The 25996-nt window shown below is 37.7% G+C and carries 29 protein-coding genes and 1 tRNA gene; 19 read left to right on the top strand and 11 right to left on the bottom strand.

Annotation, left to right across the window (positions count from 1 at the left end; translation table 11 throughout):
- From dxr to M0Q20_RS05480, 6 genes are all read left to right on the top strand, one after another.
- Window positions 1-1017 (top strand): 1-deoxy-D-xylulose-5-phosphate reductoisomerase (dxr, locus tag M0Q20_RS05455; protein WP_295059161.1); only part of this gene is annotated, 1017 nt, incomplete at its 5' end.
- Window positions 1014-2018 carry a DNA adenine methylase gene (locus M0Q20_RS05460; RefSeq protein WP_295059162.1) on the top strand — a complete coding sequence of 335 codons (1005 nt, stop codon included), beginning with the start codon at window positions 1014-1016 and terminating at the stop codon, window positions 2016-2018. The genes dxr and M0Q20_RS05460, both read left to right, overlap by 4 nt.
- Window positions 2019-2144 carry a hypothetical protein gene (locus M0Q20_RS05465; protein ID WP_295059163.1) on the top strand — a complete coding sequence of 42 codons (126 nt, stop codon included), beginning with the start codon at window positions 2019-2021 and terminating at the stop codon, window positions 2142-2144.
- Window positions 2145-2146: 2 nt separating this feature from the next.
- The gene (tsaD, locus tag M0Q20_RS05470) at window positions 2147-3124 is read left to right on the top strand and encodes a tRNA (adenosine(37)-N6)-threonylcarbamoyltransferase complex transferase subunit TsaD (RefSeq protein ID WP_295059164.1); all 978 of its coding nucleotides are present in this window, start codon (window positions 2147-2149) and stop codon (window positions 3122-3124) included.
- A 192-nt stretch (window positions 3125-3316) separates the two neighbouring features.
- Window positions 3317-3820: a thiol peroxidase gene (tpx, locus tag M0Q20_RS05475; protein ID WP_295059165.1), complete on the top strand. Its 504-nt coding sequence runs from the start codon at window positions 3317-3319 to the stop codon at window positions 3818-3820.
- A gap of 102 nt (window positions 3821-3922) precedes the next feature.
- Window positions 3923-4678, top strand: a complete 756-nt coding sequence (locus M0Q20_RS05480) for a TIGR04219 family outer membrane beta-barrel protein (protein ID WP_295059166.1) — start codon at window positions 3923-3925, stop codon at window positions 4676-4678.
- A 4-nt stretch (window positions 4679-4682) separates the two neighbouring features.
- On the opposite strand, the gene M0Q20_RS05485 is transcribed toward M0Q20_RS05480, so the two are convergent.
- Entirely contained in the window at window positions 4683-6776 is a 2094-nt protein-coding gene (locus tag M0Q20_RS05485; RefSeq protein ID WP_295059207.1) for a Tex-like N-terminal domain-containing protein, read from the bottom strand.
- Window positions 6772-7686 carry a DUF234 domain-containing protein gene (locus M0Q20_RS05490; RefSeq protein WP_295059167.1) on the bottom strand — a complete coding sequence of 305 codons (915 nt, stop codon included), beginning with the start codon at window positions 7684-7686 and terminating at the stop codon, window positions 6772-6774. Before M0Q20_RS05490 ends, M0Q20_RS05485 begins: the two co-directional genes overlap by 5 nt.
- Window positions 7687-7803: 117 nt before the next feature.
- On the opposite strand from M0Q20_RS05490, the gene M0Q20_RS05495 reads away from it, so the two are divergent.
- From M0Q20_RS05495 to M0Q20_RS05505, 3 genes are all read left to right on the top strand, one after another.
- Window positions 7804-7879 (top strand) — tRNA-Arg (locus M0Q20_RS05495).
- Between the two features lie 62 nt (window positions 7880-7941).
- Window positions 7942-9483, top strand: coding sequence for a flagellar hook-length control protein FliK (locus M0Q20_RS05500; RefSeq protein ID WP_295059168.1), 1542 nt, complete (start codon window positions 7942-7944; stop codon window positions 9481-9483).
- Window positions 9480-9731, top strand: a complete 252-nt coding sequence (locus M0Q20_RS05505) for an EscU/YscU/HrcU family type III secretion system export apparatus switch protein (RefSeq protein WP_295059169.1) — start codon at window positions 9480-9482, stop codon at window positions 9729-9731. The genes M0Q20_RS05500 and M0Q20_RS05505 overlap by 4 nt, the downstream gene beginning before the upstream one ends.
- Here M0Q20_RS05505 and M0Q20_RS05510 read toward each other — a convergent pair.
- The gene (locus M0Q20_RS05510) at window positions 9728-9958 is read right to left on the bottom strand and encodes a hypothetical protein (protein ID WP_295059170.1); all 231 of its coding nucleotides are present in this window, start codon (window positions 9956-9958) and stop codon (window positions 9728-9730) included. The two genes, M0Q20_RS05505 and M0Q20_RS05510, sit on opposite strands and share 4 nt — an antisense overlap.
- Before the next feature lie 20 nt (window positions 9959-9978).
- Complete coding sequence (locus M0Q20_RS05515) at window positions 9979-11202, bottom strand: DNA recombination protein RmuC (RefSeq protein WP_295059171.1); 1224 nt, start codon at window positions 11200-11202, stop codon at window positions 9979-9981.
- A gap of 79 nt (window positions 11203-11281) precedes the next feature.
- On the opposite strand from M0Q20_RS05515, the gene M0Q20_RS05520 reads away from it, so the two are divergent.
- The 4 genes from M0Q20_RS05520 to M0Q20_RS05535 are packed head-to-tail and all read left to right on the top strand — an operon-like array spanning window position 11282 to window position 14913.
- Window positions 11282-12532: an EAL and HDOD domain-containing protein gene (locus tag M0Q20_RS05520; protein WP_295059172.1), complete on the top strand. Its 1251-nt coding sequence runs from the start codon at window positions 11282-11284 to the stop codon at window positions 12530-12532.
- A gap of 9 nt (window positions 12533-12541) precedes the next feature.
- A complete protein-coding gene (locus tag M0Q20_RS05525) occupies window positions 12542-12733 on the top strand; it encodes a YwbE family protein (RefSeq protein ID WP_295059173.1) in 192 nt (63 codons plus the stop codon).
- Complete coding sequence (dbpA, locus tag M0Q20_RS05530; protein WP_295059174.1) at window positions 12733-14103, top strand: ATP-dependent RNA helicase DbpA; 1371 nt, start codon at window positions 12733-12735, stop codon at window positions 14101-14103. Before M0Q20_RS05525 ends, dbpA begins: the two co-directional genes overlap by 1 nt.
- Window positions 14104-14151: 48 nt before the next feature.
- A complete protein-coding gene (locus tag M0Q20_RS05535; protein ID WP_295059175.1) occupies window positions 14152-14913 on the top strand; it encodes a hypothetical protein in 762 nt (253 codons plus the stop codon).
- Between the two features lies 1 nt (window position 14914).
- Here M0Q20_RS05535 and M0Q20_RS05540 read toward each other — a convergent pair whose 3' ends face one another.
- From M0Q20_RS05540 to gltX, 4 genes are all read right to left on the bottom strand, one after another.
- Complete coding sequence (locus M0Q20_RS05540; RefSeq protein ID WP_295059176.1) at window positions 14915-16813, bottom strand: CHASE domain-containing protein; 1899 nt, start codon at window positions 16811-16813, stop codon at window positions 14915-14917.
- Window positions 16814-16869: 56 nt separating this feature from the next.
- Window positions 16870-18699 carry an ABC-F family ATP-binding cassette domain-containing protein gene (locus M0Q20_RS05545; protein WP_295059177.1) on the bottom strand — a complete coding sequence of 610 codons (1830 nt, stop codon included), beginning with the start codon at window positions 18697-18699 and terminating at the stop codon, window positions 16870-16872.
- A 111-nt stretch (window positions 18700-18810) separates the two neighbouring features.
- Window positions 18811-19350: an alpha/beta hydrolase gene (locus M0Q20_RS05550; protein ID WP_295059178.1), complete on the bottom strand. Its 540-nt coding sequence runs from the start codon at window positions 19348-19350 to the stop codon at window positions 18811-18813.
- Window positions 19351-19352: 2 nt separating this feature from the next.
- On the bottom strand, window positions 19353-20741 hold the full coding sequence (gene gltX, locus M0Q20_RS05555; RefSeq protein WP_295059179.1) for a glutamate--tRNA ligase: 1389 nt from the start codon (window positions 20739-20741) through the stop codon (window positions 19353-19355).
- Window positions 20742-20840: 99 nt separating this feature from the next.
- On the opposite strand from gltX, the gene M0Q20_RS05560 reads away from it, so the two are divergent.
- The 3 genes from M0Q20_RS05560 to M0Q20_RS05570 are packed head-to-tail and all read left to right on the top strand — an operon-like array spanning window position 20841 to window position 22667.
- Complete coding sequence (locus tag M0Q20_RS05560) at window positions 20841-21674, top strand: peptidylprolyl isomerase (protein ID WP_295059180.1); 834 nt, start codon at window positions 20841-20843, stop codon at window positions 21672-21674.
- Window positions 21675-21677: 3 nt separating this feature from the next.
- Window positions 21678-22121, top strand: coding sequence for a dCMP deaminase family protein (locus M0Q20_RS05565; RefSeq protein ID WP_295059181.1), 444 nt, complete (start codon window positions 21678-21680; stop codon window positions 22119-22121).
- Window positions 22122-22124: 3 nt separating this feature from the next.
- Window positions 22125-22667: an iron-sulfur cluster assembly scaffold protein gene (locus tag M0Q20_RS05570; protein WP_295059182.1), complete on the top strand. Its 543-nt coding sequence runs from the start codon at window positions 22125-22127 to the stop codon at window positions 22665-22667.
- On the opposite strand, the gene arsC is transcribed toward M0Q20_RS05570, so the two are convergent.
- Window positions 22664-23017 carry an arsenate reductase (glutaredoxin) gene (gene arsC / locus M0Q20_RS05575; protein ID WP_295059183.1) on the bottom strand — a complete coding sequence of 118 codons (354 nt, stop codon included), beginning with the start codon at window positions 23015-23017 and terminating at the stop codon, window positions 22664-22666. The two genes, M0Q20_RS05570 and arsC, sit on opposite strands and share 4 nt — an antisense overlap.
- Window positions 23018-23084: 67 nt before the next feature.
- Between arsC and M0Q20_RS05580 the strand changes: the two genes are divergently transcribed.
- Complete coding sequence (locus M0Q20_RS05580) at window positions 23085-23540, top strand: hypothetical protein (RefSeq protein WP_295059184.1); 456 nt, start codon at window positions 23085-23087, stop codon at window positions 23538-23540.
- A gap of 13 nt (window positions 23541-23553) precedes the next feature.
- On the opposite strand, the gene M0Q20_RS05585 is transcribed toward M0Q20_RS05580, so the two are convergent.
- Both M0Q20_RS05585 and M0Q20_RS05590 read right to left on the bottom strand, forming a co-directional pair.
- The gene (locus M0Q20_RS05585; RefSeq protein ID WP_295059185.1) at window positions 23554-23985 is read right to left on the bottom strand and encodes a DUF4395 domain-containing protein; all 432 of its coding nucleotides are present in this window, start codon (window positions 23983-23985) and stop codon (window positions 23554-23556) included.
- Between the two features lie 10 nt (window positions 23986-23995).
- Window positions 23996-24400, bottom strand: a complete 405-nt coding sequence (locus M0Q20_RS05590; protein WP_295059186.1) for an Rrf2 family transcriptional regulator — start codon at window positions 24398-24400, stop codon at window positions 23996-23998.
- A 230-nt stretch (window positions 24401-24630) separates the two neighbouring features.
- Between M0Q20_RS05590 and M0Q20_RS05595 the strand changes: the two genes are divergently transcribed.
- Window positions 24631-25077: a DUF4395 domain-containing protein gene (locus tag M0Q20_RS05595; RefSeq protein WP_295059187.1), complete on the top strand. Its 447-nt coding sequence runs from the start codon at window positions 24631-24633 to the stop codon at window positions 25075-25077.
- Window positions 25074-25994: a cysteine synthase A gene (gene cysK / locus M0Q20_RS05600; protein ID WP_295059188.1), complete on the top strand. Its 921-nt coding sequence runs from the start codon at window positions 25074-25076 to the stop codon at window positions 25992-25994. The genes M0Q20_RS05595 and cysK overlap by 4 nt, the downstream gene beginning before the upstream one ends.
- Window positions 25995-25996: the final 2 nt, after the last annotated feature.

The raw sequence follows: 25996 nt of genomic DNA on the forward strand, positions 1-25996 counted from the left end.
ATGGCAAAAAAATTCTCACTTAGTGTTGAGGTTTTAGTCGCTGGAAACAATATTAAACTACTAAACAAGCAGATAAAAGAGCACAACCCAAAAATTGTAGTTATCGCCGATAAAGCAGATGTTTCAAAAGTGAATCATAAAAATGTTTTTTATGGGCAAGATGCTATTTTGAGAGTTATAGAAGATTCAAGTAGCGAGCTAGTCGTAAATGCGCTTGTCGGTTTCTTAGGATTACCGCCGACACTTACTGCGCTTAAATACGGCAAAAGAGTGGCTCTTGCAAACAAAGAGTCGCTTGTGGCTTGCGGAGCATTCATAGAGAGTTCAAAAATTCAACCAATTGATAGCGAACACTTTGGACTTTGGTACTTGATGCAGAACAGACCCGTAGAGAAGATGATTATAACTGCAAGCGGGGGAGCATTTCGTGACTGGGAGATAAAAAGGCTTCAAAACGCGACTCTAGCGGACACACAAAAACATCCAAACTGGTCGATGGGACAAAAGATAACCATAGATAGTGCAACTATGATGAACAAGATGTTTGAACTCTTGGAGGCAAGATGGCTATTTGGCGAGGGCAGATATGACGCTATCATCGAGACTAAATCACTCATTCACGCGCTCATAGATTTTAAAGACGGCTCGACTACGGCGCACTTTGCAAATGCAAGTATGCAGCTCCCTATAGCTTTTGCACTTAACGCTAAGATGGAAGAGAATATACTCCCTCATGTAGATTTGTTAAAAGTAGGCTCCCTAGAGTTTCGCCAAATCACAACCGATAGATACCCAATCTGGCAGATAAAAGAGGAGCTCTTAAAAAATCCTGCAAGAGGAACGGTCATAAACGCCGCAAACGAAGTGGCAATAGAGAAGTTTATAGCTCGTGAGATAGGTTTTATGGATATAGCAAAAAACATTATAAAAGCGTATGAGAAGTTCGATGCCGTGCCAAAAAGTGTAGATGAAGTGTTTGCTCTTGATGAAGAAGTTAGAAGATATATAAAAAAATGAATTATATAGGCTCAAAATTTAAACTAGCATCATTTCTAAAAGAAGAAATCACAAAAGCCGTAGGGAGTGATTTGTCTCAAAAAGTATTTTGCGATATTTTTGCAGGAACGGGGATAGTCGGGCGCACTTTTAAAAAAGATGTAAAAAAAGTAATAAGCAATGATCTAGAAGATTATAGTTTTGTGCTCAATAAAAACTATATTGAAAATCACGAAGAGATAGTGGGTAAAGAAGGGTTTATTGAAGAGCTAAACTCTTTAAAGCTAATTGATAGCGGCTTTATCTACAATCATTACTGTATGGGTAGCGGAAGCCAGAGACAATACTTTAGTGATGAAAACGGTAAAAAGATAGATACTATTAGAACAAAATTAAAAGAGTGGAGTGAGAGAAAAAAAATAGAAGATGATTTGTACTATTTTTTGCTGGCTTCTTTACTTGAAAGTGCCGACAAAGTCGCAAATACAGCTTCTGTCTATGGAGCATACTTGAAGCACTTAAAAAAATCGGCACAAAAAGAGTTGGTACTACAGAGCGCACACTTTGAGCTTAACGATAACCCTCATGAAGTTTATAAAAGCGATAGCAACGAGCTGATAAAAAAGATTCAAGGAGATATTTTGTATCTTGATCCGCCTTACAATCAAAGGCAGTATAGTGCAAACTATCATCTCTTAAACACTATCGCTCTCTATGATGAGTTTGTTCCAAAGGGTAAAACAGGGATGAGAGAGTATAACCGCTCAAACTACTGTAAAAAACAAGAAGTAGCTAAAAGTTTTGAGGATCTTATCAAAAATGCTGATTTTAAATATATCTTCTTGAGTTATAACAATGAAGGTTTGATGAGCAGTGAACAAACAAGAGCTATTATGGAAAAATATGGGAAGTATGATCTAAAAACCAAAGAGTACCAAAGATTTAAAGCAGACAAGACCCAAAACAGAAACCATACTGCAAATAGTACTTTTGAGTATTTGCATATTTTGGAGAAAGTATAGATGACGGAAAATATTGACAAGGCTGCAAGTGGAGGCGATTTGCTTACTTGGGGAGTAATGTTTGGTCTGCTTATTGTTGTAGCAATAGGTTTGGCTATTTGGGATAAAAAGAGTACAAAAGAGTAAAAATGATACTAAGCATAGAGAGTTCATGTGACGACAGCGCCATAGCAATTACAGAGATAGCGACAAAAAAGCTTCTTTTTCATAAAAAGATATCTCAAGAGTTGGAGCACTCTGTTTATGGCGGGGTTGTTCCAGAGCTTGCGGCTAGGCTTCATGCAGAGGCACTTCCAAAGATTTTAGAGGAGTGTAAGCCTTACTTTAAAGAGCTAAAGGCGGTTGCAGTCACATCTTCACCGGGGCTTACAGTCACACTTATTGAGGGTGTTGTTATGGCAAAGGCCATCTCTATCGCTCTAGATATACCAATCATCGGAGTAAATCATCTCATAGGACATATCTACTCGCTCTTTATAGAGAAAGAGACTCAGTTCCCTTTGACGGTTTTGCTGGTCTCAGGCGGGCATACTCAGGTTATGGAAGTAAAAAACCTACAAGAGATAAAAACGATTGCAAAGAGTATGGATGATAGTTTCGGCGAGAGTTTTGATAAGGTTGCTAAAATGATGAACCTTGGTTATCCCGGTGGTCCTTTGATTCAAGAGTTAGCAAAGGGTGGAGATAGAAAAAGATACAACTTTACCGTTCCGCTTCATCAGTCGCCACTTATAGCCTTTTCATACTCTGGGCTAAAAAACTCGGTCAGGCTAGCTATAGAAGCAGCAAATGAGGATGACTTTAAAGATATAGCCGCTTCATTTGAGCATATAGCAACAGCGCATATTATACAGAAGCTAAAAAAATATTTTAAAGCAGTTCCGCCAAAAACTTTTGCTATAGTAGGCGGAGCTAGTGCAAACTTATATCTTCGTTCCCAGATAGAGGAGCTACTAAAGCCGTATAAGGCAGGTTTGCTATTAAGCGAACTTAAATACTGCTCAGACAATGCCGCAATGATAGGGAGAGTCGGAGTTGAGATGTATGAAAAAGGTATGTTTAGCTCGCTTGACGAACTAGAAGTTTGTCCTAAAAGTGTCATTTAGCTTAAAAAATTCTTGGCGTAATATGCATTTTTTCTAAGTTAAGAGCAAAATTATTTCATTTCAAATATACTTCTTTCACAAAAAGTAATAAATCATATTTGACATGAATGTGTCAAGCTTTAGTGCCTTAACGGCTAGCATAGATGGCGGAATTACTTCCAATATCGTTTAAAATAAAATTAAGGAATAAAAATGGCAACTACAAAATTCAAAGGTACAGACGTAGAACTATTAGGAAATGAAGTAAATGTTGGTGATAAAGCACCGGAAGTAACAGTTGTAAACTCAGATGGTTTAGGCGATGTAGTAGTTGGTGGCGCTCAAGGCGTTAAGCAACTAATCATAGTTGTTCCTTCTCTAGATACAGGCGTATGTGCTACTGAGACTCGTAACTTCAATGCAAAAGCTTCTAAATTAGAGGGCGTTAAAACTACTGTTGTCTCTATGGACTTACCATTTGCATCTGGTAGATTTTGTGCTGCAGAGGGAATTGACAAGTTAACTGTTGCATCTGACTTTAGAAATAAAGACTTTGCAAACGCTTATGGCGTACTACTTGGCGGTTCTGTTCTTGCGGGTGTTACATGTAGAGCAATTTTTGTTGTTGACGAAAATGGAATCGTTACTTACAAAGAGATTGTTCCTGAAATCACAGAAGAGCCAAACTACGACGCTGCAATCGCTGCTGCTAACTAATTATACAAACTTCTCCTTCTTCTTTACTATAGGGCTTTTGCCCTATATCAATCAAGCAAAATTTTGATACAATAATCCTATCTACAGAGAAGGATTTCACATATGAAAAAAGTTTTATACACTTTTGTCTGCAGTACGGTTTTCGTCACTACCGTTATGGCTGATATTGCAAGAGTTGAGATGGGTGTGGGTGCATGGTTGCAAACTTCAAAAGGTAGCGCGTCTTATAGTGACGGCGGAGCTGATGGTAGCTATACCTCAAGCAAAAAAGATTCTACAGAGCCTTATATTTGGCTACTTATAAAACATCCGATTCCTGTTTTGCCAAACTTAAGAGTCGAGTATGTCTCTATGGAGGATGACGGCACAGCAAGCGGTCAGTTTAAAGATTTTGATATCGGTACAGGAAACTTTACCACTCTCTCTTACGACATGAAACAGTACGATATTATTCCCTACTATAACATTCTTGATAACACGGGTTGGGTAACGCTTGATTTGGGTTTAGATATTAAAATCATTGATGCATCTTATACGGCAGCGCCTTCAGCTCCATTTTTAGGCTACAGCGATAGTGTGACTTTTGCTATTCCTCTTCTTTACGCAAGAGTAAGAGTTGAGATTCCATCAACTGAGATTGGTCTAGAGTCTGATATAAAGTACGTTACAACCGGTGATTCTACAGCTTATGATATTAGAGCAAAAGTTGATTATACTTTAGATTTTGTTCCTGTTGTGCAGCCTGCTTTGGAAGTTGGATATAGAGTTCAAAAGTTAGACATTGACGAGAGCGGTGTTGATGCAAAATTAGATATTGATTTTTCAGGCTTTTATGCAGGATTGATGCTTCGTTTTTAACTGCTTAGCCTACAAGGCTAAGCCCAACTTTTCCTTCATCTATCGAGATTACCTCTATTTGAGGCAGATATTGATTTAGCGAGAGAACTTCAAGTGGATGAGAGACTCTTTTTGCACTCATCTTTGAGATATGAATCATTCCGTCATTTTTAAGCCCGATGTCCACAAATGCCCCAAAATCTGCAATATTTCTCACAACTCCCGAGACAAAACTTCCAACACGAAGCATTTTTATATCTGTTATGCCATCTTTAAACGGAATTGGCGGCAGCTCTTCTCTTGGGTCAAATCCGGGTTTACTAAGCTCTTTAATGATGTCTTTTAGAGTTTCAGCTCCAACACCAAGTTCTTTTGCTTTAGCTTGGATATCTATCGTTATTAAGTCTAAGCCGATTAATTTCTTTGCAACTTCATAACTCTCTGGATGGATACCGCTGTTGTCAAAGGGATTTTTTGCATCTTTTATGCGGATAAATCCAGCTGCCTGCTCATAAGCTTTTCTACCTAATCCTTTTACTTTTAAGAGTTGCTCTTTTGTTTTAAAAGTTCCATTCTCTTCCCTAAAAGCTATGATGTTTTGGGCAATTTTTGAGCCTATTCCCGCTACATAAGATAAAAGTGAGAGAGAGGCGGAGTTTATGTCTACTCCTACACGGTTAACCAAATCAATAGTTACATCTGTTAGCTTTTTTTCCAAAAGTTTCTGGTCAACGTCATGTTGATACTGCCCTATGCCTAAAGATTTTGGGTCTATTTTTACAAGTGCCGCCATCGGGTCTTGGAGTCTTTGAGCGATAGAGATAGCGCCTCTTATTGTTACATCAAGATTTGGGTATTCAAGTGCGGCTATCTTAGAAGCGGAGTAAACAGATGCTCCCGCTTCTGAGACAACTGTGTAGTTGAGTTTTACTCCCTCTTCTTTGTTGATTCGTGCAAAAAACTCCTGAGTCTCTCTTGAGCCTGTTCCATTGCCGATGGCTACACCTGTTATGTTATACTTTTTTGTTAGTGTTAGTACTCTGTTTTTAGAGTTTTCATAATCTCTCTGCGGCTGGGTCGGGTAGATGACGCATGACTCAAGGTAGTTTCCGTTCTCATCAATAACTGCAAGTTTGCACCCTGTTCTAAAAGCAGGATCAACGCCTAAGATCACTCTTTTTGTAACTGGAGGAGTCATTAAAAGCTGATTTAGATTTTTGCCAAAAACGGAGATTGCGGCACTATCAGCTCTCTCTTTTAGCTCAACGTGAACCTCTCTCTCAAGTGAGGGAAGCAGTAGTCGTTTTAGTCCATCTCTGTATGCTTCAAAAAGCAGCTCTTTTGATGTTGAAGCATTACGGGGGATTTTGTACTCTTTTATATTTGCTTCTATTTTTTCTATGTCGATGCTTATCTTTACACTTAACTCTCTCTCTTTTACGCCGCGCATAATGGCAAGATAGCGGTGAGATGGAATGTAGGCTACTTTTTCACTTTTTCCTTCAAAGTTTTTAAAAGTTCCGTTTTCATCAAAGTTTTTTCTCTTTTTAACTTCTAAAATACCAAAACGAAGCATACCGTTTCTGATGGCTTCACGTTCACGAGGTATATCGGCATAACGCTCTGCTAAAATGTCCTGTGCTCCTTGGATAGCATCTTCAACTGAAGTAACACCGCCTTTTACAAACTCTTTTGCTTTTGATTTAAACTCACTCGTAGTAAGACGTGCTTTTTCTAAGATGTCAGCAAGTGGTGTAAGCCCATTCTCTATGGCAGTTGCGGCACGTGAGCTCTTTTTCTCTTTATATGGACGGTAAATATCCTCTAAAACTCTTAAGCTCTCAGCCTCTTCTATGCTCTTTTTTATTGCGTTGGTTAAAGTGGCTCTCTCTGCAATTAGCCTTGAGATTTCCTCTTTACGCTCAAGCAGTTTTTTGGCACTCATGTAGATACTCTCAAACTCACGAAGTACTTCATCATCGGCTCCGCCTGTCATCTCTTTGCGGTAACGTGCCATGAATGGGATGGTAGAGCCCTCATCAAGAAGCTTTAAAATATTTTCAATATGCTCTTTCTTTAGCTCTGTTTTTTTGGTTAGTAGATTGATTAAATTATTAATATCTTTTTCCCTCGCACTCTATAAAATCTTTTTGGCTCAAATCTTCTAAGAGAGTTTTAAAACTCTTAAGAGCAAAAAGCTTTACATTTTCGCCTTTTAGGGCTTTTAGCTCATTTGAAAAACCGCCCTTTGAGACGATTATGCTAATATCGGGTGCAAGTTCTGCAAGTTGACACTGCTCGCGTAGTTTTGTAAGAGAGCTCTTTTTTGCTTTTTGGTTTGAGTATCTGCACGCACCCGCAATAACTTTGCCGGACTTTGTTTTTGCCAAAATATCTATCTGCGTATTTCTATCCCAATAACTTCCTATCTCTACAATAGGATCATCATTGAAACTTTTTTTTACAAGCTCATGTGAGAGCTTTAAAAATATAAGCTCATAAAATTCACTCTTTCGGTTAACAAAGGACTCTTTTGCCTCTTTGAAGTCTCCCTCTTTTATAGTTTTAAAAAACGGCGATACAAAGGCAAACCAAAAGCGCATAAATGGAGTGTTGAAGCTTAGTTTTTCATCTACTTTCTCATCACTATTCGGCGGTGACTCAAGTGAGAACTCGGTTTTTAAAATTCCTTTATCGCAAAGTGCATCAATAGCATCTTCGCCCTCAGCTCTTGAGATACGCGCTCTCTTTAGCGCAGAGTGAATCCGTCCATCACCAACGGCAGCGGCACTTAAAAGCAAGTGGCTTATCTTGTCGCTATGAGTTACTTTTGTAATGTCGCCATGAATATAGGTATAGTTTTTTAAAATCTTGCTCTCAATCAACTCTTCAAGGCTCTTTGACATATCAACACTCCAACTCATCCCGCCAAAAACCGCAAAATACTCTATAGCCTGCTCTATATCTTGAGGATTGTTCTGAAAATAAAAAGAGCGAAATTGCTGAAGTAGTGTCGGTTTTTTTGACATGTAAGAGCCTTGGAGTTGTTTTTGAAATTATACTTGAATAAAGATTATATTGTATAAAAAAGCACTCTATTTGCATATTGAAAGTTTTTAATGCTAAAATTTCACTCTCTAAAATTTCTCCTCATCGCTTAATAGGATAAAGCAGTCCCCTCCTAAGGGATAGCTCGAGGTTCGACTCCTCGTGGGGAGACCAATTTTTATTTAATAACCTACCGCCGTCTTTTTATTTTTACTAGAGAAATGATATACTTTAGTATGATTAATCTATCTGCAGATAAACAGCTTGGCATAATTCTTCCAAACACGAACAGGGCACTTGGCGTAGTTTTAAAAGAGGTCACGCCAAGCGAGATGCAGACCCTTTTAAAAGAGAAAGATTTAAAATCCATTGTGAACTCATTTTTTAAACAGAGCGCTCAAGGTTCAGACGAGACTCTTTTAAATCTTGTAAAGAACAATCCCACACTAAAAGATTTAGGCAATATATCCGGCAGTGTAAAAGAGCTTTTAAACGCACTTAAGAGTGAAAAAACTGCTTTACCGATTGAGACTACTTTACAAAAGTTTCTTCTTAACATGAAAGAGCTCAACGAGCCGATTTTAAAGCAAAAACTTGAAAATAGCGGTGTTTTTTTAGAGTCAAAACTTAAAAATGTGCAAAACCCACACCTTGAGCTAAAAAATCTACTTTTATCACTTGAGAAAAGTATTGCAAAAAGTGATATATTAGGGGCAAGAACATTGACTCAAAATATAAAGGATTTACTAGGGACTCAACTGCTAAAAGAGGCTTCAAATAGTGCGCTGATTCAAGCTCCAAAAGATGAAAAAACAGCTTTGGCTCAGCTTGCAAAAGGGGTTGAGAATATTGTCTCAAAGCTATCAGAGCAGCTTAGAAGTGCTGATATTACAAGCACAAAAAGTTTTGAAAAGCAGCTCGGTAAGCTTGAACACCTTCTATCTTCAAAAATGATAAGTAGCGATAATTTTAAACCCGCGCTACTCTTAGATGCGCTGCAGAACTTAAGTGTGCAGATGCAGCAGAGTACAAAACCGGAAGTAAAAGGCTTGCTTGATGCATTTTTTAAAATTGTAGAGTCTCTTAAAGCAGTAGATCAAAATACTCATTTAGATAAAAAAATTCCTCAAGAGCTTCGCGGTGCAGTAGATACGCTAAAGGCAGCCGTTGAAAAATCAAATCCTGCTCCTTTAAAGGAGATGGCTGCAATAAGTTCAAAATTGGCTATATTTAGCAACCCTCAAAAGTTAGAAGTACATGAGGGCGTTAGGGAGATTTTATCTCAGGATTTAAAATCTACTTTGTTAAAAGCCGGCGATGAGATAGCAAAAGCATCCTACCCAAATCAAGCAGAGATTTTAAGGCATGTAGATAAACTGCTTTTGCAGATAGATTATTTTCAACTCCTATCCCATCTCTCAAACTCTTCGTCAATCTACCTTCCGTTTTCGTGGGATAGCCTAGAAGATGGAAATATAAATATAAAAAAAGAGAAAAACAGTAAGTTTTACTGCGATATTGAGCTGAAGCTAAAAGAGCATGGAGAGTTAAAGATAAAGTTGGCACTTTATGAAGAGAATCAGATAAATATTCATATCTACTCACAAAGCAGTGAGTTTAGAAAGATGATAAAAGAGAGTATCGGCTCTCTTCGCTCTGCTTTAATTGAGTCACATATTACGCCAAGAGAGATACGTATTTTTGATGCGTTAAAGAGAGTTTCTGCTTATGAAAAAGCAGAAAATCAAATTGATATGGGTTTTGAGGTAAAAGTATGAAAAAAGCTGCAGCTCTAAGATATGATGCTAAAAAAGAGAAAGCACCTCGCGTTGTTGCAAAAGGGAAGGGGGAGAGTGCTGAGAATATTATAAAAATTGCCCAGCTTCATAATCTTCCTATAAAAAAAGATGAAGACCTCATAGAACTTCTCTCAAAAGTAGAACTTGACAAAGAGGTTCCTGAGGCGCTATATAGAGCTGTTGCAGAGGTTTTTAGTTTTATCTATAAAGTGAGCAATAAGAGTTAAAAATCCTTATACTCTTTGATTTGCGTTATATCTATCCCTTTTTCTTTGAGTCTGTTTCCTATATCAAGAACTATTTTATTATATTTTTCAGTCTCTAAAAAACCTTCATACGCGTCCATCTTTTTCTCATACACTTTTGCCGCAATATTATTTATCTCACTAAGCGCTTTTGTGAGCTGCTCATCTAAATACTCAACAGTATCTCCTAAATATTTTTCTTCATCCATCGTTTTCTCCTTTTAGTTTTTTAATCTTCATTTAGCTTAGTTATATGCTCAGGTAGATTTTTACTGTTTGCCGCTCCTAATCTTTGGAGCTTTTGAAACTGGCTTGTTATGCTACCGCTTCCGGAGTGTAGTTTTGAGAATGTCTCCTCATAGGTTTTTTGAACCGTTGTTATCTGATTTCCAAGTTTTTCTACACTCTGTATAAATCCTGCAAATTTATCAAACAGCAACCCTGCACGCTGCGCAATCTCCTGCGCATTTTTTTGTTGGCGTTCATACTTCCAACTATTTTCAACTGCGCGAAGCGATACCATCAGAGTTGTAGGACCTACTAAAATAACGTTTCTTTTAAATGCATGATCAAAGAGGGAACCGTCATGCTCCATAGCCACTATCAAAGCACTCTCAATAGGGAGAAACATAAAGATAAAATCAACTGTTTTTACCCCTTTGAGATTTGCATAATCCTTCTCACTTAGCTCTTTAATATGTTTTTTTACAGAAGCGACATGTTCAAGGGCAAATACTACTTTTTGCTCCTCCTCTTCAGCTGACATGTAGCGCTCATAAGCAAGAAGAGAGTTCTTTGCGTCTATGATAATATCTCTGTTATCCGGAAGATGAACAACTACATCAGGGCGGTAGCGGCTGCCGTTGCTCTTGTGCTCTAGACTTACCTCCCGCTCATACTCTTTTCCTAGCCTCAAACCGGAGTTCTCAAGAACACTCTGTAGAACCATCTCTCCCCAGACACCCTGTTTTTTATTTTCACCCTTTAGCGCTTTTGTAAGGTTTTTGGCATCTTGACTCATCTGATGATTTATCTCTTTGATACTTCTTATCTCAGATTGAAGCATGGAACGATCTTTTGCCTCTTTTATATAGACATCGTTAATCTGCTTTTTAAACTCGTTAAACTGCTCTCTCATAGGGTTAATCATCTTGGATATATTCTCTTGATTTTGCATTGATAATTTTTGGGAGTTGTTCTCTAAAATCTTCTCGGCAAGCTCTTTAAACTCAAGTCTCATCTGCTCTTTGTTTTGCTCTAATAGCTCAAACTTCTCTCTGTTTTTTTCGTTTATACCATCAATTCTCTCTTGTAAAACAGCATTTTGGCTTTGTAAAACCGATAACTTCTCAGCCTCAAGGCGAAGTCTGTTCTTTAAACTACTTACTACACTAATCCAGACACCTATTGCGCCAAATAGCAGACCTATTGATAGGTAAAGGGCTTCAAACATTGCGTATATTCTCCAAATTATTGGTGTATTGTAGCAAAAAGATAATATAATCTACTTTTATAAAAAGTGAGGATTTTGTATGCAAAGTTTATATTTTGGGCGCAAGCCTGTTCTTAATCAAGATGCAGCAATTGAGTTTTATGAACTCCTATACTATTCTCAAAATATGAACAAAGAGGAGAATGGCTTTATATTTCAAAGCCTTCTTTGTAAGGCTCTTGATAAAATTGGCTCGCAGTTAGTAGTGGGCAAGCGCAAAGTGTTTATAAAGGTAGATGAGAGTCTCTTCTTTAGCGATAAACTATTTACTATATCTAGCGAGTTTTTTATCCTCTCTTTGAGTGCGGATATAGATGTAACAAAGGAGAGTGCTATACAAAGAGTCGCCTCTCTAAAGGAGAAGGGGTATATATTAGCCATTGATGATTTTACACTAAATGGTGCAGATATGCAGAAGTATGCAAAAATCTTAGATGAGGTCTCATTTGTAAAAATCAACTTTGATAAGAACATCTTAGTCAATGAAGAGAATATAGATATGCTAGCCCGTGTAAAAGAGAGAGGAGTTAGCGCTGTAGGTAAAAATATTTCGGACAGATTTAAGTATGAGCTCTCTAAAAGATTGGGTTGCGGGTTTTTTACCGGATACTATTTCTCAAAAGCAAAGATGTTTGAGGGGGATGAGTGCAAACCTCCAAGATTAAATATTTTAAAGCTCTATTCGCTTCTGGCAAATGATGCGGATTTTAATCTCATAATAGATGAGTTTAAAAAAAACAGCTCCATAACTATTTTGCTGCTTAAATATATAAACTCCGGGGCATTTCATTTTAAAAATAGAATATCCTCTATTAATCACATCTTAACCCTTGTAGGAAGAGAACCTCTGGCAAAGTGGCTTATGCTAGTAGTCTATTCGATGGCAAATCTTCCAAACCCAAAGACATCGCCCCTTATGCTTATGGTAAAAAATCGTACGGAATTAATGGAGAGAGTCCTAAGAGCGGTTGAGCCTGATGCCGGCAAGAGTATGCTTGAACAAGCCTACTTTGTCGGTGTACTCTCTTTAATAGATGTACTTTTTGAAGATAAGATGCAGAAGATTTTAGATGAGATGAACGTTTATGATGTTGTAAAGAGTGCACTACTGCATGACAAGGGTATCTTAGGTGAGATATATGTTTTAGTTAGAGATATAGAGGAGTTTAAGCCCGACTCTATAATAGAGTTTGAGCGCAGACACTCATTACAAAGCGGTACAATTAGTAATATTACTATAGAGTGCATGAAAGAGACCTCGGCATTTGAGATAGCTGTAGCTTCGATTTAAGGATAAAAGATGAGCGGAACAAAAAGAGCAAATATTAAAAGCGGGATGAGTGTGGCAATAGTCCTTAAAGAAGATCAGCAAAGCGGAAAACTTACAGACGGTATAGTGCGCGATATATTGACAAAATCTCCGATACATCCTCATGGAATCAAAGTCCGCCTTATGAGTCGTGAAGTTGGACGAGTAAAAGTAATATATTGATGAGTAAAACAGATTTTAAAACGCTTACTCTTACTAAAGAGATGCTTCATAACCTAAATGAGATAGGTTATAAAGAGATGACTCCCATCCAAGCCCAGAGTCTGCCTTTTATATTGGAGGGCAGAGATGTTATTGCGCAGGCTAAGACAGGAAGCGGTAAAACGGCAGCCTTTGGAATAGGCTTACTTCACAAGCTTCAAGTTAAAAAGTTTAGAGTTCAAACTCTTATACTCTGCCCGACACGTGAGTTAGCTGACCAAGTTGCCAAGGAGCTTAGAACTCTTGCAAGGTTTGCACACAATATAAAGATTTTAACTCTTTGCGGCGGAAGTGCATTTGGACCGCAGCTTGGCTCACTTCGTCATGGTGCACATATAGTTGTGGGAACTCCGGGGCGTATTTTAAAACACCTCAAAAAAGAGACGCTCTCTCTTAAAGACATGGACACGCTTGTTCTTGATGAAGCCGACAGAATGTTAGATATGGGTTTTAGCGAAGAGATAAATGAAGTTTTAGGGTTTACGCCAAAAGAGAAACAGACACTTCTTTTCTCGGCTACATATACGGATGAGATTATGGATATCAGTGCCAAAATCCAAAAAGATGCCATAAATATAAAAACAACATCTATAGAAGTGGCAAACAAAATCACTGAGCGATTTTATGAGGTGCAAAACTCTCAGAAGATAGATACGCTTATAAATATTTTTAGCAATTTCAAACCTGAGAATGTTATAGTTTTTGCTAACACAAAAGTAGAAGTTGACAAGATTGCTCAGACTCTGCAAAAAAGGAAGATAGATGCACTCGCAATTCATGGGGATTTAGAGCAGTATGAGAGAAACGATGTGTTAGTCCAGTTTGCTAATGGAAGCTGTAGAGTGTTAGTGGCAACTGATGTCGCAGCACGAGGACTTGATATAAAAGAGCTCTCCATGGTGGTTAATTATGACATGCCTCATGGCGAAGAGACTTATACACATCGTATAGGCAGAACAGCAAGAGCAGGTAAAGAGGGGTTGGCTTTTACTCTGTATGAAGCTTACGAGACAGATAAAGCTTATGAGTATAAGAATGAAACTCGCCTTTTTGAAGATGCAAGCAAGCTAAAAGAGATAGATGGATTTGAGATGAAACCCGCATATATAACGCTTGTTATAGAGGGTGGCAAAAAGGATAAGGTTCGTGCCGGAGATATATTAGGAGCACTAACGGGTGATGCGGGATTAGAGGGAAGTGCTATTGGAAAGATAGAGATCTATGAGAAGCAGAGTTACGTTGCCATTTTAAACAGCAAAATAGATAAGGCTCACAGTAAGCTCAAAGATGGAAAAATAAAAGCAAAAAGATTTTCTGTTTGGATTTTATAGTTACTTTTTCTCAGAAAATAGATACTTAAGATAAAAAAGGAGCACCGCATGAAAGAAGAGATAAGTTTGGAAATTATTCAAACTATTATTGATTCACAAAAAGATTTGATGATACTCTTTGAAGAAAATGACCCAATCCTTATAAACAGAGCTTTTAAAAAGTTTTTCACAGTATCCTCTTTAGATGAGTACAAAGAGGAGTTTGGTCCATTTGTGAATAATTTTGTTCCGCACCCTTCCTATTTTCATGAGGAAAAAATTGCAAAAGGGAGCAGTTGGGTTGATGCTATCTTAGAACTCAAAGAGAGTGAGAGGATTGTTAGTATGATGACACCTACATATGAGCCACACGCTTTTTTAGTACATGTACAGAAGATAGACAGGTATGTTATTGGCGTATTTGAAGATATTACGCAGACACTCATAAAGCGTATAATGATACAAAATAATGCAAGCATAGATATTCAAAGCGGCGCTTATGCTAAAAACTACTTTCTTCAAATTGCCCAAAGTTATCAAGATGCAGCCTCCTTTAACAAAAAAATAATCAGTGCGGTGTTGATAAAAATAACAAAAGAGGATGAGATTGACTTAGCAGAGCTAGTTAAACACTTCAAGAGTATTATACGCCAAGATGATATGCTAATTCGCTGGAGCAACGACTCTTTTTTGTTGGCATATCTTGTAGATAGTGAGCAAAATGCACAGAAGATGTTTGAGAAAATGCATGGAAATAGTTGCTCTTTTGAGTTGATAATTCAACGTGAAAAAGAGGGTATTAAAGAGTTTATAAAAAGAGTTGAGAGCTAAGCTAACTCTTTTTGCTAAAGAAGCGATATCTATTTCGCCCACTATTTTTTGCTTCATACATGGCGGTATCGGCATTTTTAAAGAGGGTCTGTTGATCAAGCCCGTCTATTGGGTAGATTGCGATACCTATTGAAGCGGTAACTAAAAGTTCGTTACCTTGATATATATGCGGTGTATTTATTATCTCAAGAAGTTTTTTGGCGATTCGCAGAGCCCCATCTGCATTACTGTTTGGCAGAATAAAAACAAACTCATCACCGCCGAGGCGAGATACGGTATCAACTTCACGTAAAATTGATTTAAAACGCTTAGAGAGTTCAATTAAAAGAGCATCTCCTGCATCATGTCCTAGGTTATCGTTAATATCTTTAAAGTGATCTAGATCTAAAAAAATAACACTAAACTTCTCATGATTACGCTTTGCCGCTCTTATTGCATACTCAGTATGCCCCTCTAGTTGAAACCTATTTGCAAGACCGGTGAGCGGATCAAAGTTTGCAAGACGGTAGATATGCTCTTCTGAGCGTTTCTTGTCTGTAATATCCTCTTTTATAGCAACATAGTGTGAGACTGTTCCGTTAGGTTGAAAAATTGGGGATGCTTTTACTCCTTCAATATATTCGGTACCATCTTTTCTAAGATTTACAAACTCCCCGTGCCATATTTGACCTTTTTTTAAGCTACTCCACATATCGTCATATGCTTTTGTCCGAATTGTGCCGGAGTGTAGAGAGTGAAAATTTTTACCGATTATTTCATCTTTTGTATAGCCGGTAGTTGTGTAAAAAACCTTATTTACATACTCTATGTTTCCGTCAATATTAGTGATTATGATGCTGTTTGGGCTCTGCTCAAGTGCCTGAGAGAGTTTAAGTAGTTCGTTTGCCTGCACTTTTAGTAGATGCCTGCTTTTGATAAGCATCAAAATAATAAAAAGCAACGAAAAGTGTACTAAGAGACCCATAGATGTTATAAGCATAGGGTAAAATGTGTCCGTAGAGTCATGAAAGCTCTCTGTGCTTGAGAAGTCTATATGCCATTTTCTGCCGTTTATCTCTACTGTTTTTTTAGCTTTATATTTAGGAGCGTGGGAAGAAGCGTTAGATGATTTATAAAGCAGACTAGCATCTGAGGTGTTTTGACTATCATAAATCTTAAAGTTTAAAATAGATGTACCCATGGCTATACTATCTAAAAGAGTGTTCATGCGAAAAGGGGCATAGACAAAGCCAAGCAGTGCGTCGCGTCTCTCCTGTATAGTCTCTGTTTTCATCCCCTTTTTATAAAGAGGCAGATATATCAAGATGCCTGCTTGTATATCTTCGTCAATCTCTTGAACTAGGGTCACTTTTTTAGACATAATAGCTTTTGCAGTATCTCTGGCTCTTTGCATGGCTAAGCGGCGAGTAGGTTCTGAGAACATGTCATACCCGATAGCTTCTATATTGCGTACATGCATTGGTTCGAGATAGAGAATTGAGCTATATTGCTCACGTTTACCTGTCGGTTTTAGCGAAAATGATTCAAACCCATCTTCTCTCATCTGTCTCTCTACTTGCTCCACCTCATTAGGTTTAATCATTTTTGCAAAGCCAAGCCCCTCAATCCCTTGATAGTTATGCTCAAGATCTAATGCTTGTACAAAATCATGCCACTCTTTACGAGTTACACTGTCGCTTCCATGAAAAAAACCTACTCCGCTTTGTAGAACTCTTTCATATTTAAGTATATGTTTTTGAATTTTATAGACGTACTCATTAGCAGCGGTATCAAATCTCTCTTGAGCTAGAGAGGCATGATAACTTTTGGATGCAGACCATACTACAATAGCAATAACTATAGATAATAAAATTAATGATATGTAAATTATATTATTTTTAAAGCTACGATGTTTTTGCACTATTTTTACTCCATATATATAAATATTATCTCAATGGGGCGCCTTATTCATTGATTTTAGTCAAATTGTGCCATATTTTTATCATATTTGTGTGAAATGTCGTCCAATTCGCCTTGAGCAACTTCTAAAAGCCCAAAGAGATCTTCTATCTCTTTTTCACCGGTAGAGATCTGTTTTGAAAGCTCTATGATTTTAAAACTATCGCCTCTATTTGTAGCCTCAAGTAGTTTCTGTTGGTAAGAAGCTAAACTCTCTTCAATCTCTACAATAGAGCTCTCAAGCTTTTCAATCCTTTTTTTAATAGGCGAGATACGTTTGTTTCTCTCTCTAATGAGAGCGGCTTTTGTTTTTTTGTTGTTCTTAAAACTTGTTTTAGGTTTTTGCTTGACTCTCTCTTTTTCCTCCTCTTCCCAGCCCATTTTTTCCAAAAATAGGTCATACCCGCCGTCAAAATACTCTGCACCGTTTTTTGTAAATATGATAAGTCTATCACATGTGCGGCGTAGTAGCTCTTCTGAGTGAGTTACTATAATTACGGAGCCTTTGAAGTTTTGGATTGCTACTGTTAGTGCTTCAATGGAGTCCATATCTAGGTGGTTTGTAGGCTCATCTAAAAATAGGAGATTTACATCACGTGCTAATATTTGGCCAAGCATGACACGGCTTTTTTCGCCACCTGAGAGAAGAGAGACCTTTTTATCTGCACTATCTCCGCTAAACATCATAGCTCCGGCAATAGCGCGTATGGCTTGCGCAGAGAGTTTTGTATTAGCAGAGTGAATTTCATCTAAGACACTGCTGCTTGGATGTAGCCTTGCAATGTTTGTCTGTCCGAAGTGTGCAAAAGTGGTGCTTGTATGCATCAAAACTTCCCCGCTAAGCGGCTTTAGCTCTCCTGCAATTGTGTTTAGAAGGGTTGATTTACCTTTACCGTTTTTCCCGATAATCCCAAGACGCTCCCCCTTTTGGAGTACAAAAGAGATATTTTCAAAGAGAATATTCTCAGGGGTATAACCAAAACTTAGATTTTTAACATCCAGAAGAACTTTTGCAGGGGTCTCTTTGTAGTTAAAATCAAACTCTAAAGATGAGTCATATCCCAAATCTTCAAGCATATCCATTTTCTGAAGCTGTTTTACTTTTGACTGCGCAAGAGCAGCGGTTGAAGCACGTGCTTTATTTTTAGCGATAAAGTTCTCAAGCTCTTTTACTTTTTTATCTTGTGAAATTTTTTGCTTCTCATGTAGCTCATCACTTGACTTTAACTGCTCATAATATTTGTGCGTATCTCCGGCGATAACTCTTAAACCTCTACGAACAATTCCCATTGTGTGTGTAGTGACGGCGTCCATAAAATCTCTGTCATGAGTGATTAAAATAACTTCGCCCTCAAAATTCTTTAGAAAACTTTTCAGCCATCTAAGAGAGAGAATGTCGAGATAGTTTGTCGGCTCATCCAGAAGAAGCAGATTTGGTTCGGTTACTAAGAGTTTTGCAAGGTTTATGCGAATTTGATAACCGCCTGAGAAGGAGAGCGGATCTTTTTCTAAGTCCTCTTGTGTAAAACCCAAGCCAAAAAGAATCTTCTCAACTCTGTAAATATCATACTTCATATCCTCTTCAAGAGCTAATGCTGCCTCTTCTCTAAGAGTGCTTTGGCTAAATTCAAGATACTGCTTTAGCGCACCTATTTTATACCCTCTTGGAATAATTACTTCCCCTGTGTCTGGGGTTTCTTCACCTAAAATAAGCTTAAAAAGTGTAGATTTTCCGCTCCCGTTGCGTCCGACTAAACCGACTTTGTTACCTGAGTTTAGTTTAAAGCTAAGGTCGCTAAATAGCTCCTGTTTGCCAAAACTCTTTGAGATATTAATAAGTTGTATCATTAGGCTCTTTTTTGTTTTATTTATAATGCCAAAGGAGTTACTTCCTTTGGCTACGCTAGCCGCTATGGCACTGAAGTTAGCCTCATTCGAGACAGAATATCGTTACTGCTGTTAATTTGAGAGATTTTTTATCTTTTCTAATATCCACGGCCACTCGCCATAACCGCTATCACTATTTATGTGCCCTGCGTTTTCTAATACTAGAGATTCTATATTAAGGGCTTCTTCAAGCTCTTGCGTCTCTTTTTTTGTTATATATGGGTCGTTTGTTGAGGTAATAAGCAGACTGTTTTTTGCATATAAGCTTGCTGGAAGAGTGCATGGAAAAAAGCTGCTGAGCTCTTTTATAGTACACTCTGGGCTTGGAGGAGAAACGAGAATAAGGTTTTGTACTTCTCTTATTTTTTTCTCGTTACAGAGATGAAACCAGAGTATATTTGCCAAGGAGTGACAAATAACAATATCCGGATTAAAATCTTCTAATTCTTTGGTTAACTGGAGTAACCACTCATTTTTATTTGGGAAATCAAAGTTACTAAATTTTAAAAAACTGACACAACCGTAATCTTTGGCAAGCTCTCCCGCAAGCCAACTCTGCCAATGTGGATAATCACTCCCGCCCCAGCCATGAAGAAGTAAAACCTTTTTCATTTTTATGAGTGCCTATCAATAGCATTTGTAATGCGCAATATAGTCTCATCTCTACCTATTATTGCCATTACATTATCAAGTCCCGGACCGGACATCTTTCCCAAAAGTGCAACGCGAAGAGGCTGGCCGATTTTACCAAAGCCTATCTTCATTTCATCGACGACTTCTTGCATTATATGGTGATAATCGCTTGGCAAGTGAAGCTCTTCTGATGTAGTAATCTTCTCCTTAAAAAGAGTAAGAATTTCTACAGTATCATCTTTGAAGGCTTTTTTTACGGCTGCTTGGTCATAATATGTTGGGGTGCTAATAATCTCATAGACGAGACCTGCCATCTCTTTTAATGTTTTTGCACGCTCTTTTAGAGCATCTAGCAAAATCTCTTTTTTATCATGTGAGGTTAGTAGCAGTCCATACTGCTCAAGCAGTTTTGCGAGTTCGTTATTTGGAGTGTTTTTAATATAGTGAGAGTTTAACCAGTCAAGTTTTTCGGTATTGTAGATAGATGCAGACTTGTTTATATTTTTTGGGTCAAATAGCTCTCTCATCTCATCCATGGAGAAAATCTCCTGATCTCCATGACTCCACCCAAGACGCACTAAGAAGTTTAAAAGAGTCTGTGGCATGTAACCCATCTCCTTGTAAGCCATCACATCAGTAGCGCCGTCACGTTTACTTAGCTTTTTACCCTCTGAGTTGTGTATCATAGGAACATGGTGAAAGTTGGGTGTCTTAAATCCTAGAGCATCGTAAACTACAATCTGTTTGGGGGTATTAGAGAGGTGGTCGTCTCCGCGTATGACCTCCGTTACTCCCATTAGATAATCATCTACTGCTACAACAAAATTATATGTAGGTGACCCGTCGGCTCGCGCAATTACAAAGTCATCTAAAATATCTTCAGCTTTAAAAACGGTATCGCCTTTTACGCCGTCTCTGACAACAATATCTCCACTAAGCGGTGCTTTAATGCGGATAACCGGCTCAATGCCTTCTGGCGGGGTGCCGTTAAAATCTCGATATCTGCCATCATACATTGTTCTTTGCTTGTTTGCCATTTGAGTCTCTCTTAGCTCTTTTAGCTCCTCTTTTGACATGTAGCATCTATATGCCTTTCCCTCATCAAGAAGCTGCTTTATATATTTTGCATATATCTCATCTCTTTGAGACTGGTACGTTATCTCCCCGTCATGCTCAAGTCCAAGCCATTTAAAGGCTTCTAATATTGCATCTGCCGCTTCCTTGGAGTTTCTAGCCTTATCTGTGTCTTCAATACGAAGAAGAAACTTTCCGCTATTTTTTCTAGCCCAGAGATAGGAAAAAAGAGCCGTTCTTAAGCCACCGATATGTAGATAGCCCGTGGGACTTGGAGCAAAACGAGTAACAACCATAAAAAGCCTTTGTAAAATAGTTATAGAATTTTAGGCTATCATTTGTTAAAAGCGGGTAAAATACTTTTTTAAATATAATAATAGTTCATAGGATAGCGAATGTATAAGATATTTTTATCTCTTTTTTTTGGTGCGGCACTTGGCGCAGAGTTAATAAGTGGAGTCAGCGCTGTAGTAAAAGGAGAGGCAGTCACTCTTTATGATGTAAAAGAGGAGATGAAAATATCTAAGGTCAACGCAGATACGGCAATAGATAATCTTATAAGAAAAAAATTAGAAGCTATTGAGATTGCTGAGAGAAAAATCAGTGTAACAAGCTCTGATGTTTATGATGATATTAAAAAAGTGGCTGCTGCAAATAAGATGAGCATAGATGAGTTTTATGAAGCTGTAAGAAATTCAAACGGCTTAACCTCTGCAGAGTTTAAAGAGAGGACAAGAGAGAAACTACTCTCACAAAAGCTCTACTCCTCAATTGCCTACTCCTCTATAGACACTCCAAGTGAAGATGAAGCAAAAGAGTACTACTTGCTTCATAAGGATGAGTTTTTGCATCCTACCGCTTTTAGAGTCATAATATATAGCTCAAACAATAGAGCAGATCTTGAAAAGAAAGTATCCATACCGATGTTTCACTCCGATGGAATAAAAATGGATGAGCAGCTTCTTGAGTACAATAAAGTCTCGCCAGAACTCTCAAGACTTCTTGAAAATACGCAAGTAAATAGTTTTACTCCGGTAGTAGCCGATCCAAACGGCTCATATGTGAGCTTCTATTTAAAAGAGGTACACTCTCCAAGCAGCATAGAGTATGAGAGTGTTAAGAATGAGATAATGAACCAGATTATGTCTCAAAAAAGAGAGCAGGTTTTAAGTGATTACTTTGCAAGATTAAGAAATAGTGCGGATATAAAGATTATCAGAGAGCCGTAGTATATGTTGAGCGATAAGAATTTTATAAATATTGCGCAAGAGTTAGCAAGCGCATCGAAGTGTGTCTCTAAGCAGGTTGGTGCCGTTATTGTAAAAGATGGAAGGATATTGAGTACAGGATACAACGGTACTCCTGCCGGATATATAAACTGCTGTGATTATTGGGAGGGCGAATATACGCATGAGCATCATGAGTGGTCAAAAACATATGAGATACATGCAGAGATGAATGCAATAATATGGGCTGCAAGAAAAGGTATCTGCATCGAGGACGCTACTATTTATGTGACGCTTGAGCCATGCAGTGATTGTAGTAAAAATATAATTGCAAGCGGAATTAAGCGCATAGTATATCTAAAGCCTTATGAGCACAACCACTCCGCAATTATCTCAAAATTTATAAAAGACAACAGTGTAAGCATTGAAATGTTAAGTGAAAAAGAGTAGATTATGAATGAAGAAAAAGAGCTCCAAGCGGAGATAGGAAAACATCTTATGCAGCCCGAAAACTACGGGAAAATTGAAGATGCCACTTGTGTTGGGGTTGGGATAGACCATGCAACGAAGAGTTACGTTATTATGTATATCAAAAGAGATAATAACTCTATAGTAGATGTTAAGTTCGGCACAAACGGCAATCAGGATACAACTACTTTAGGTTCGATATTTACAGAGATGATTAAAGGGGAGACAATAGAGAGTGCCCTAGAGATAACCTCGGCTCTAGAGAAGGATTTGAAGGATAGTTATGCGGCAATTCCTGCTCCAAAAGTTGACACGACTAAGCCCGAAGGCGAGCAGGTTGAAGCGATATCTACCGAGCATCAAGATAGTGCAAATATGGTACTTACCGCGTTTCGTGCAGCCATGCGTCATTATGAGAGAGTAGTCGGTGGTATAGAGGAGGAGCAGTTTGAGATGAGCATAGTTAAGACTTGCCCATACTCCACAACAGAGTGCCACTTTGTTAAAAAACAGAGCAGAGAGTCTTAACTATTTAAAAACTGTGCAATCTTCTCTGTGGGTCTTCCTATAATTGCGCTATCTCCTTTGATGATTATCGGGCGCTCTATTAGTTTAGGGTATTTTGCCATTGCAGATATTAAAGCTTTGTCGCTTTGTTCTTCTTTTAGATTTAACTCTTTGTATAAATCCTCTTTTGTTCTCATAAGTTCTCTAGGCGTGAGCTTAAGCATTTTTAAAACACTCTTTATCTTATTCTCATCAGGAGAATCTTCCAAATATTTTATCACATCAGCTTTGCATCCGCTTTGAGCGACTATTTCCATAGCTTGGCGTGATTTTGAACATTTTGGATTATGCCAAATAGTTATTTCTTGCATTTTGACCTCTTTTTTGTTTATATTTTACACTATAATTGAAAACAAAAAATATTTAAGGGGATAGTTTATGGTAGATGTAGTACTCTATATACATATATTGGCGGCAACTGCATGGATAGGTGGAGCATTGTTACTGTTTGCGTTAGGAATTTTATTAAAGGGGAAGGAGGCACAAGCGCAAACATATGAGTATTTAGGACCTCTTTATGGATATTTTGAGACTTTTTGGCTTATAGTTCTGCTTAGCACCGGCACATTTCTTTTTGTAAACTTTAATCTTATTGATGTGTTGACACTCGACCTTAATGAGTCAAAACTCGGGTACATGATGAGCAACAAGCTCTTTTATGTTGCTGCTATAACAATTTTTACGATTGTACATATGCGCATAGCGTTAAAGACACATAAGAATGAGCGCACTATTGTTCAAAAAATAGTATCACGCGCAAGCTCTATGATGATTTTCTTTTTAAACCTCATTGTATTATGGTACGCAATGCAGTTAAGACACATCCTCTCTTAGTAAGAGGATGCTACTATAGTAGTTTAAACTTTTTTAAAAGCATATACATTTTACAACCTATACAGTAGTTAAAAAGCGCCTCTAAGAGAGCGCATGCTGTTAATACAACCATAACCACGACAGTAGCAAATGCCTGATCTAACAAAAATAGAATAACTAAGAGTAGAGCAAATAAAAAACCTATCTTAAGTGCAAACTCTTTTGGGCCTGCATCGATTTTATCTTTTTTTACCCTAAAGAGTTTTGAGGTCACTCTTGCTATATTGTAGAGCGGACTTATCTTCTCATAACCTATCATACGTACAAAAAAGTCATACAGCAGAAGCGCTAAAATAACAAAACTTGGATAAATTATAAAAAAGATTCCAAGAGCAGAGACCTCTGAGGCAACTATTCTTACTATATTTTGATCTACTGTTTTATATGTAATTGGACAAGATTTCACCTATTTTTTCCTATATAGTGTAATTTAAAAATTTATTTTTATATCCGGAGAGCTCTGTTATGCTAACATCAAAAATATCTTTTATGCTCTCTCTTGAGTCGTCAAAAAAGAGACTGAGTATTGGATGCTCGACTTTTGTATCAACGATTTTTAAGTCATCCTCTAGAGCGATTAAGATATCTAAAACCTTTATCTCTTTTGGATCACGTGCAAGTATATATCCCCCTTTAGCACCTCTTATACTCTTTACAATTCCGGCACGTCTTAGTTTTCCAAGAAGCTGTTCAAGATAGTTTTGTGGGATATCAGCATTTGCGGCTATCTCTTTTATCTGCATAGGAGACTCCCCCTCATATTTGCTTAGTTCACATATTGCGGCTAAACCGTATGTTCCCTTTGTTGATATTAGTGGCATTACAACTCCAATATATAAAGTTTAGCAGAAGTATACACTCTTTTTTAAATAATGTAAAGTAATTTTGTCGTATTTAATAAATAATTTTAAAATCCTTTTTAACTCCCATAATAGAAGGGTTTAAAGCAATCCTAACTAAATAAGTATAGATTAACATTACAAATTTGCTTGACTTTACCTCTAAAATAAATTATACTTTCGTCAATTATTAAAATAGGAGGATAAGTAAGATGAAACATGCAGAAAATAGCATACAAAATGTTGTCGATGAGAATCAAACTCGCGTTCATGCAGGAGTAACACTGCTCTTTATGGGTGCATATCTATTTAGCGCAAATGAGTTATTTATATATATATTGATTTATGACTATTTAGTAAGAGTTTACATGACTCCTCTTATGAGTCCTATCTATTTAATCTCTACTATTTTAGTAAAGCTATTTAATCTAAAAGAGAGACTCAGTGAGGGCTATGCAAAGGAGTTCGCTTCACATGTCGGCTTGAGTATGCTCTTTGCGGTATTAATAGCAGACCTCTTAAATGAGACAACGGCAGCTCTTTTATTAACCGTTTTTTTGGCTCTATGGAAAATAGTAGAGGTTGCAAAAGATTACTGTTTTGCATGTAAGTTTTATGAACTATTAAAGAGTAAAAATATTGAGCTGGAGTCACTATGAATTATGCAAAAAATGTAACACAACTTATTGGAAATACGCCCTTGGTGAAGATAAATATTGCAAGCAAAAATGCATTGGTACTCGCAAAATGTGAGTTTATGAATCCAACACACTCTGTAAAAGATAGAATCGGAAATCATATGATTCAAGAGGCGATAAAGCAGGGTTTAATTGACAAAGATACTGTTGTAGTTGAGCCGACAAGCGGTAACACTGGAATTGCATTGGCAAGCGTGTGTGCTAGTCTTGGAATAAAACTTATCCTTACTATGCCAAGGTCAATGAGTCTGGAGAGGCAGCAACTTTTAAAAGCGCTTGGTGCAAAGCTCGTTTTAACAGATGCAAAAAAGGGGATGAGCGGCGCGATTGAGATGGCACATGAACTAGAAAATGAGTTGAAAAATAGCTTTATGCCAAGACAGTTCTCAAATATGGCTAATCCTGAAATCCACAGAAAAACAACAGCGCTTGAGATATTAAAAGATACCGATGGTAAGGTTGACATCTTAGTTTTGGGAGTAGGAACAGGTGGTTCAATTACCGGAATCGGTGAAGTGTTAAAGAGCAAAAATCCAGATATAAAAATCATAGCCGTTGAGCCTCAAAGTTCTGCGGTACTCTCACATGAAGATGCCGGTTCGCATGAGATTCAGGGGATAGGAGCGGGATTTATTCCTGATGTGCTAAATAGTAAAATTTATGATGAAGTTATTAAAATAAGCAATGAAGACGCAATCAACTCCTCAAAAGAGCTGGCAAAAAAAGAGGGTCTTTTGGTGGGTATATCCTCAGGTGCAAATGTTTTTGCTTCAACTCAAGTTGCTAACAGGCAAGAGAATAGAGGTAAAACGATAGTTACTATTTTGTGTGATACCGGAGAGCGGTATTTAAGCTGCGGACTCTACGATGAGGAGTGATG

It is taken from the genome of Sulfurimonas sp., assembly GCF_023229025.1.
Lineage (GTDB): Bacteria > Campylobacterota > Campylobacteria > Campylobacterales > Sulfurimonadaceae > Sulfurimonas.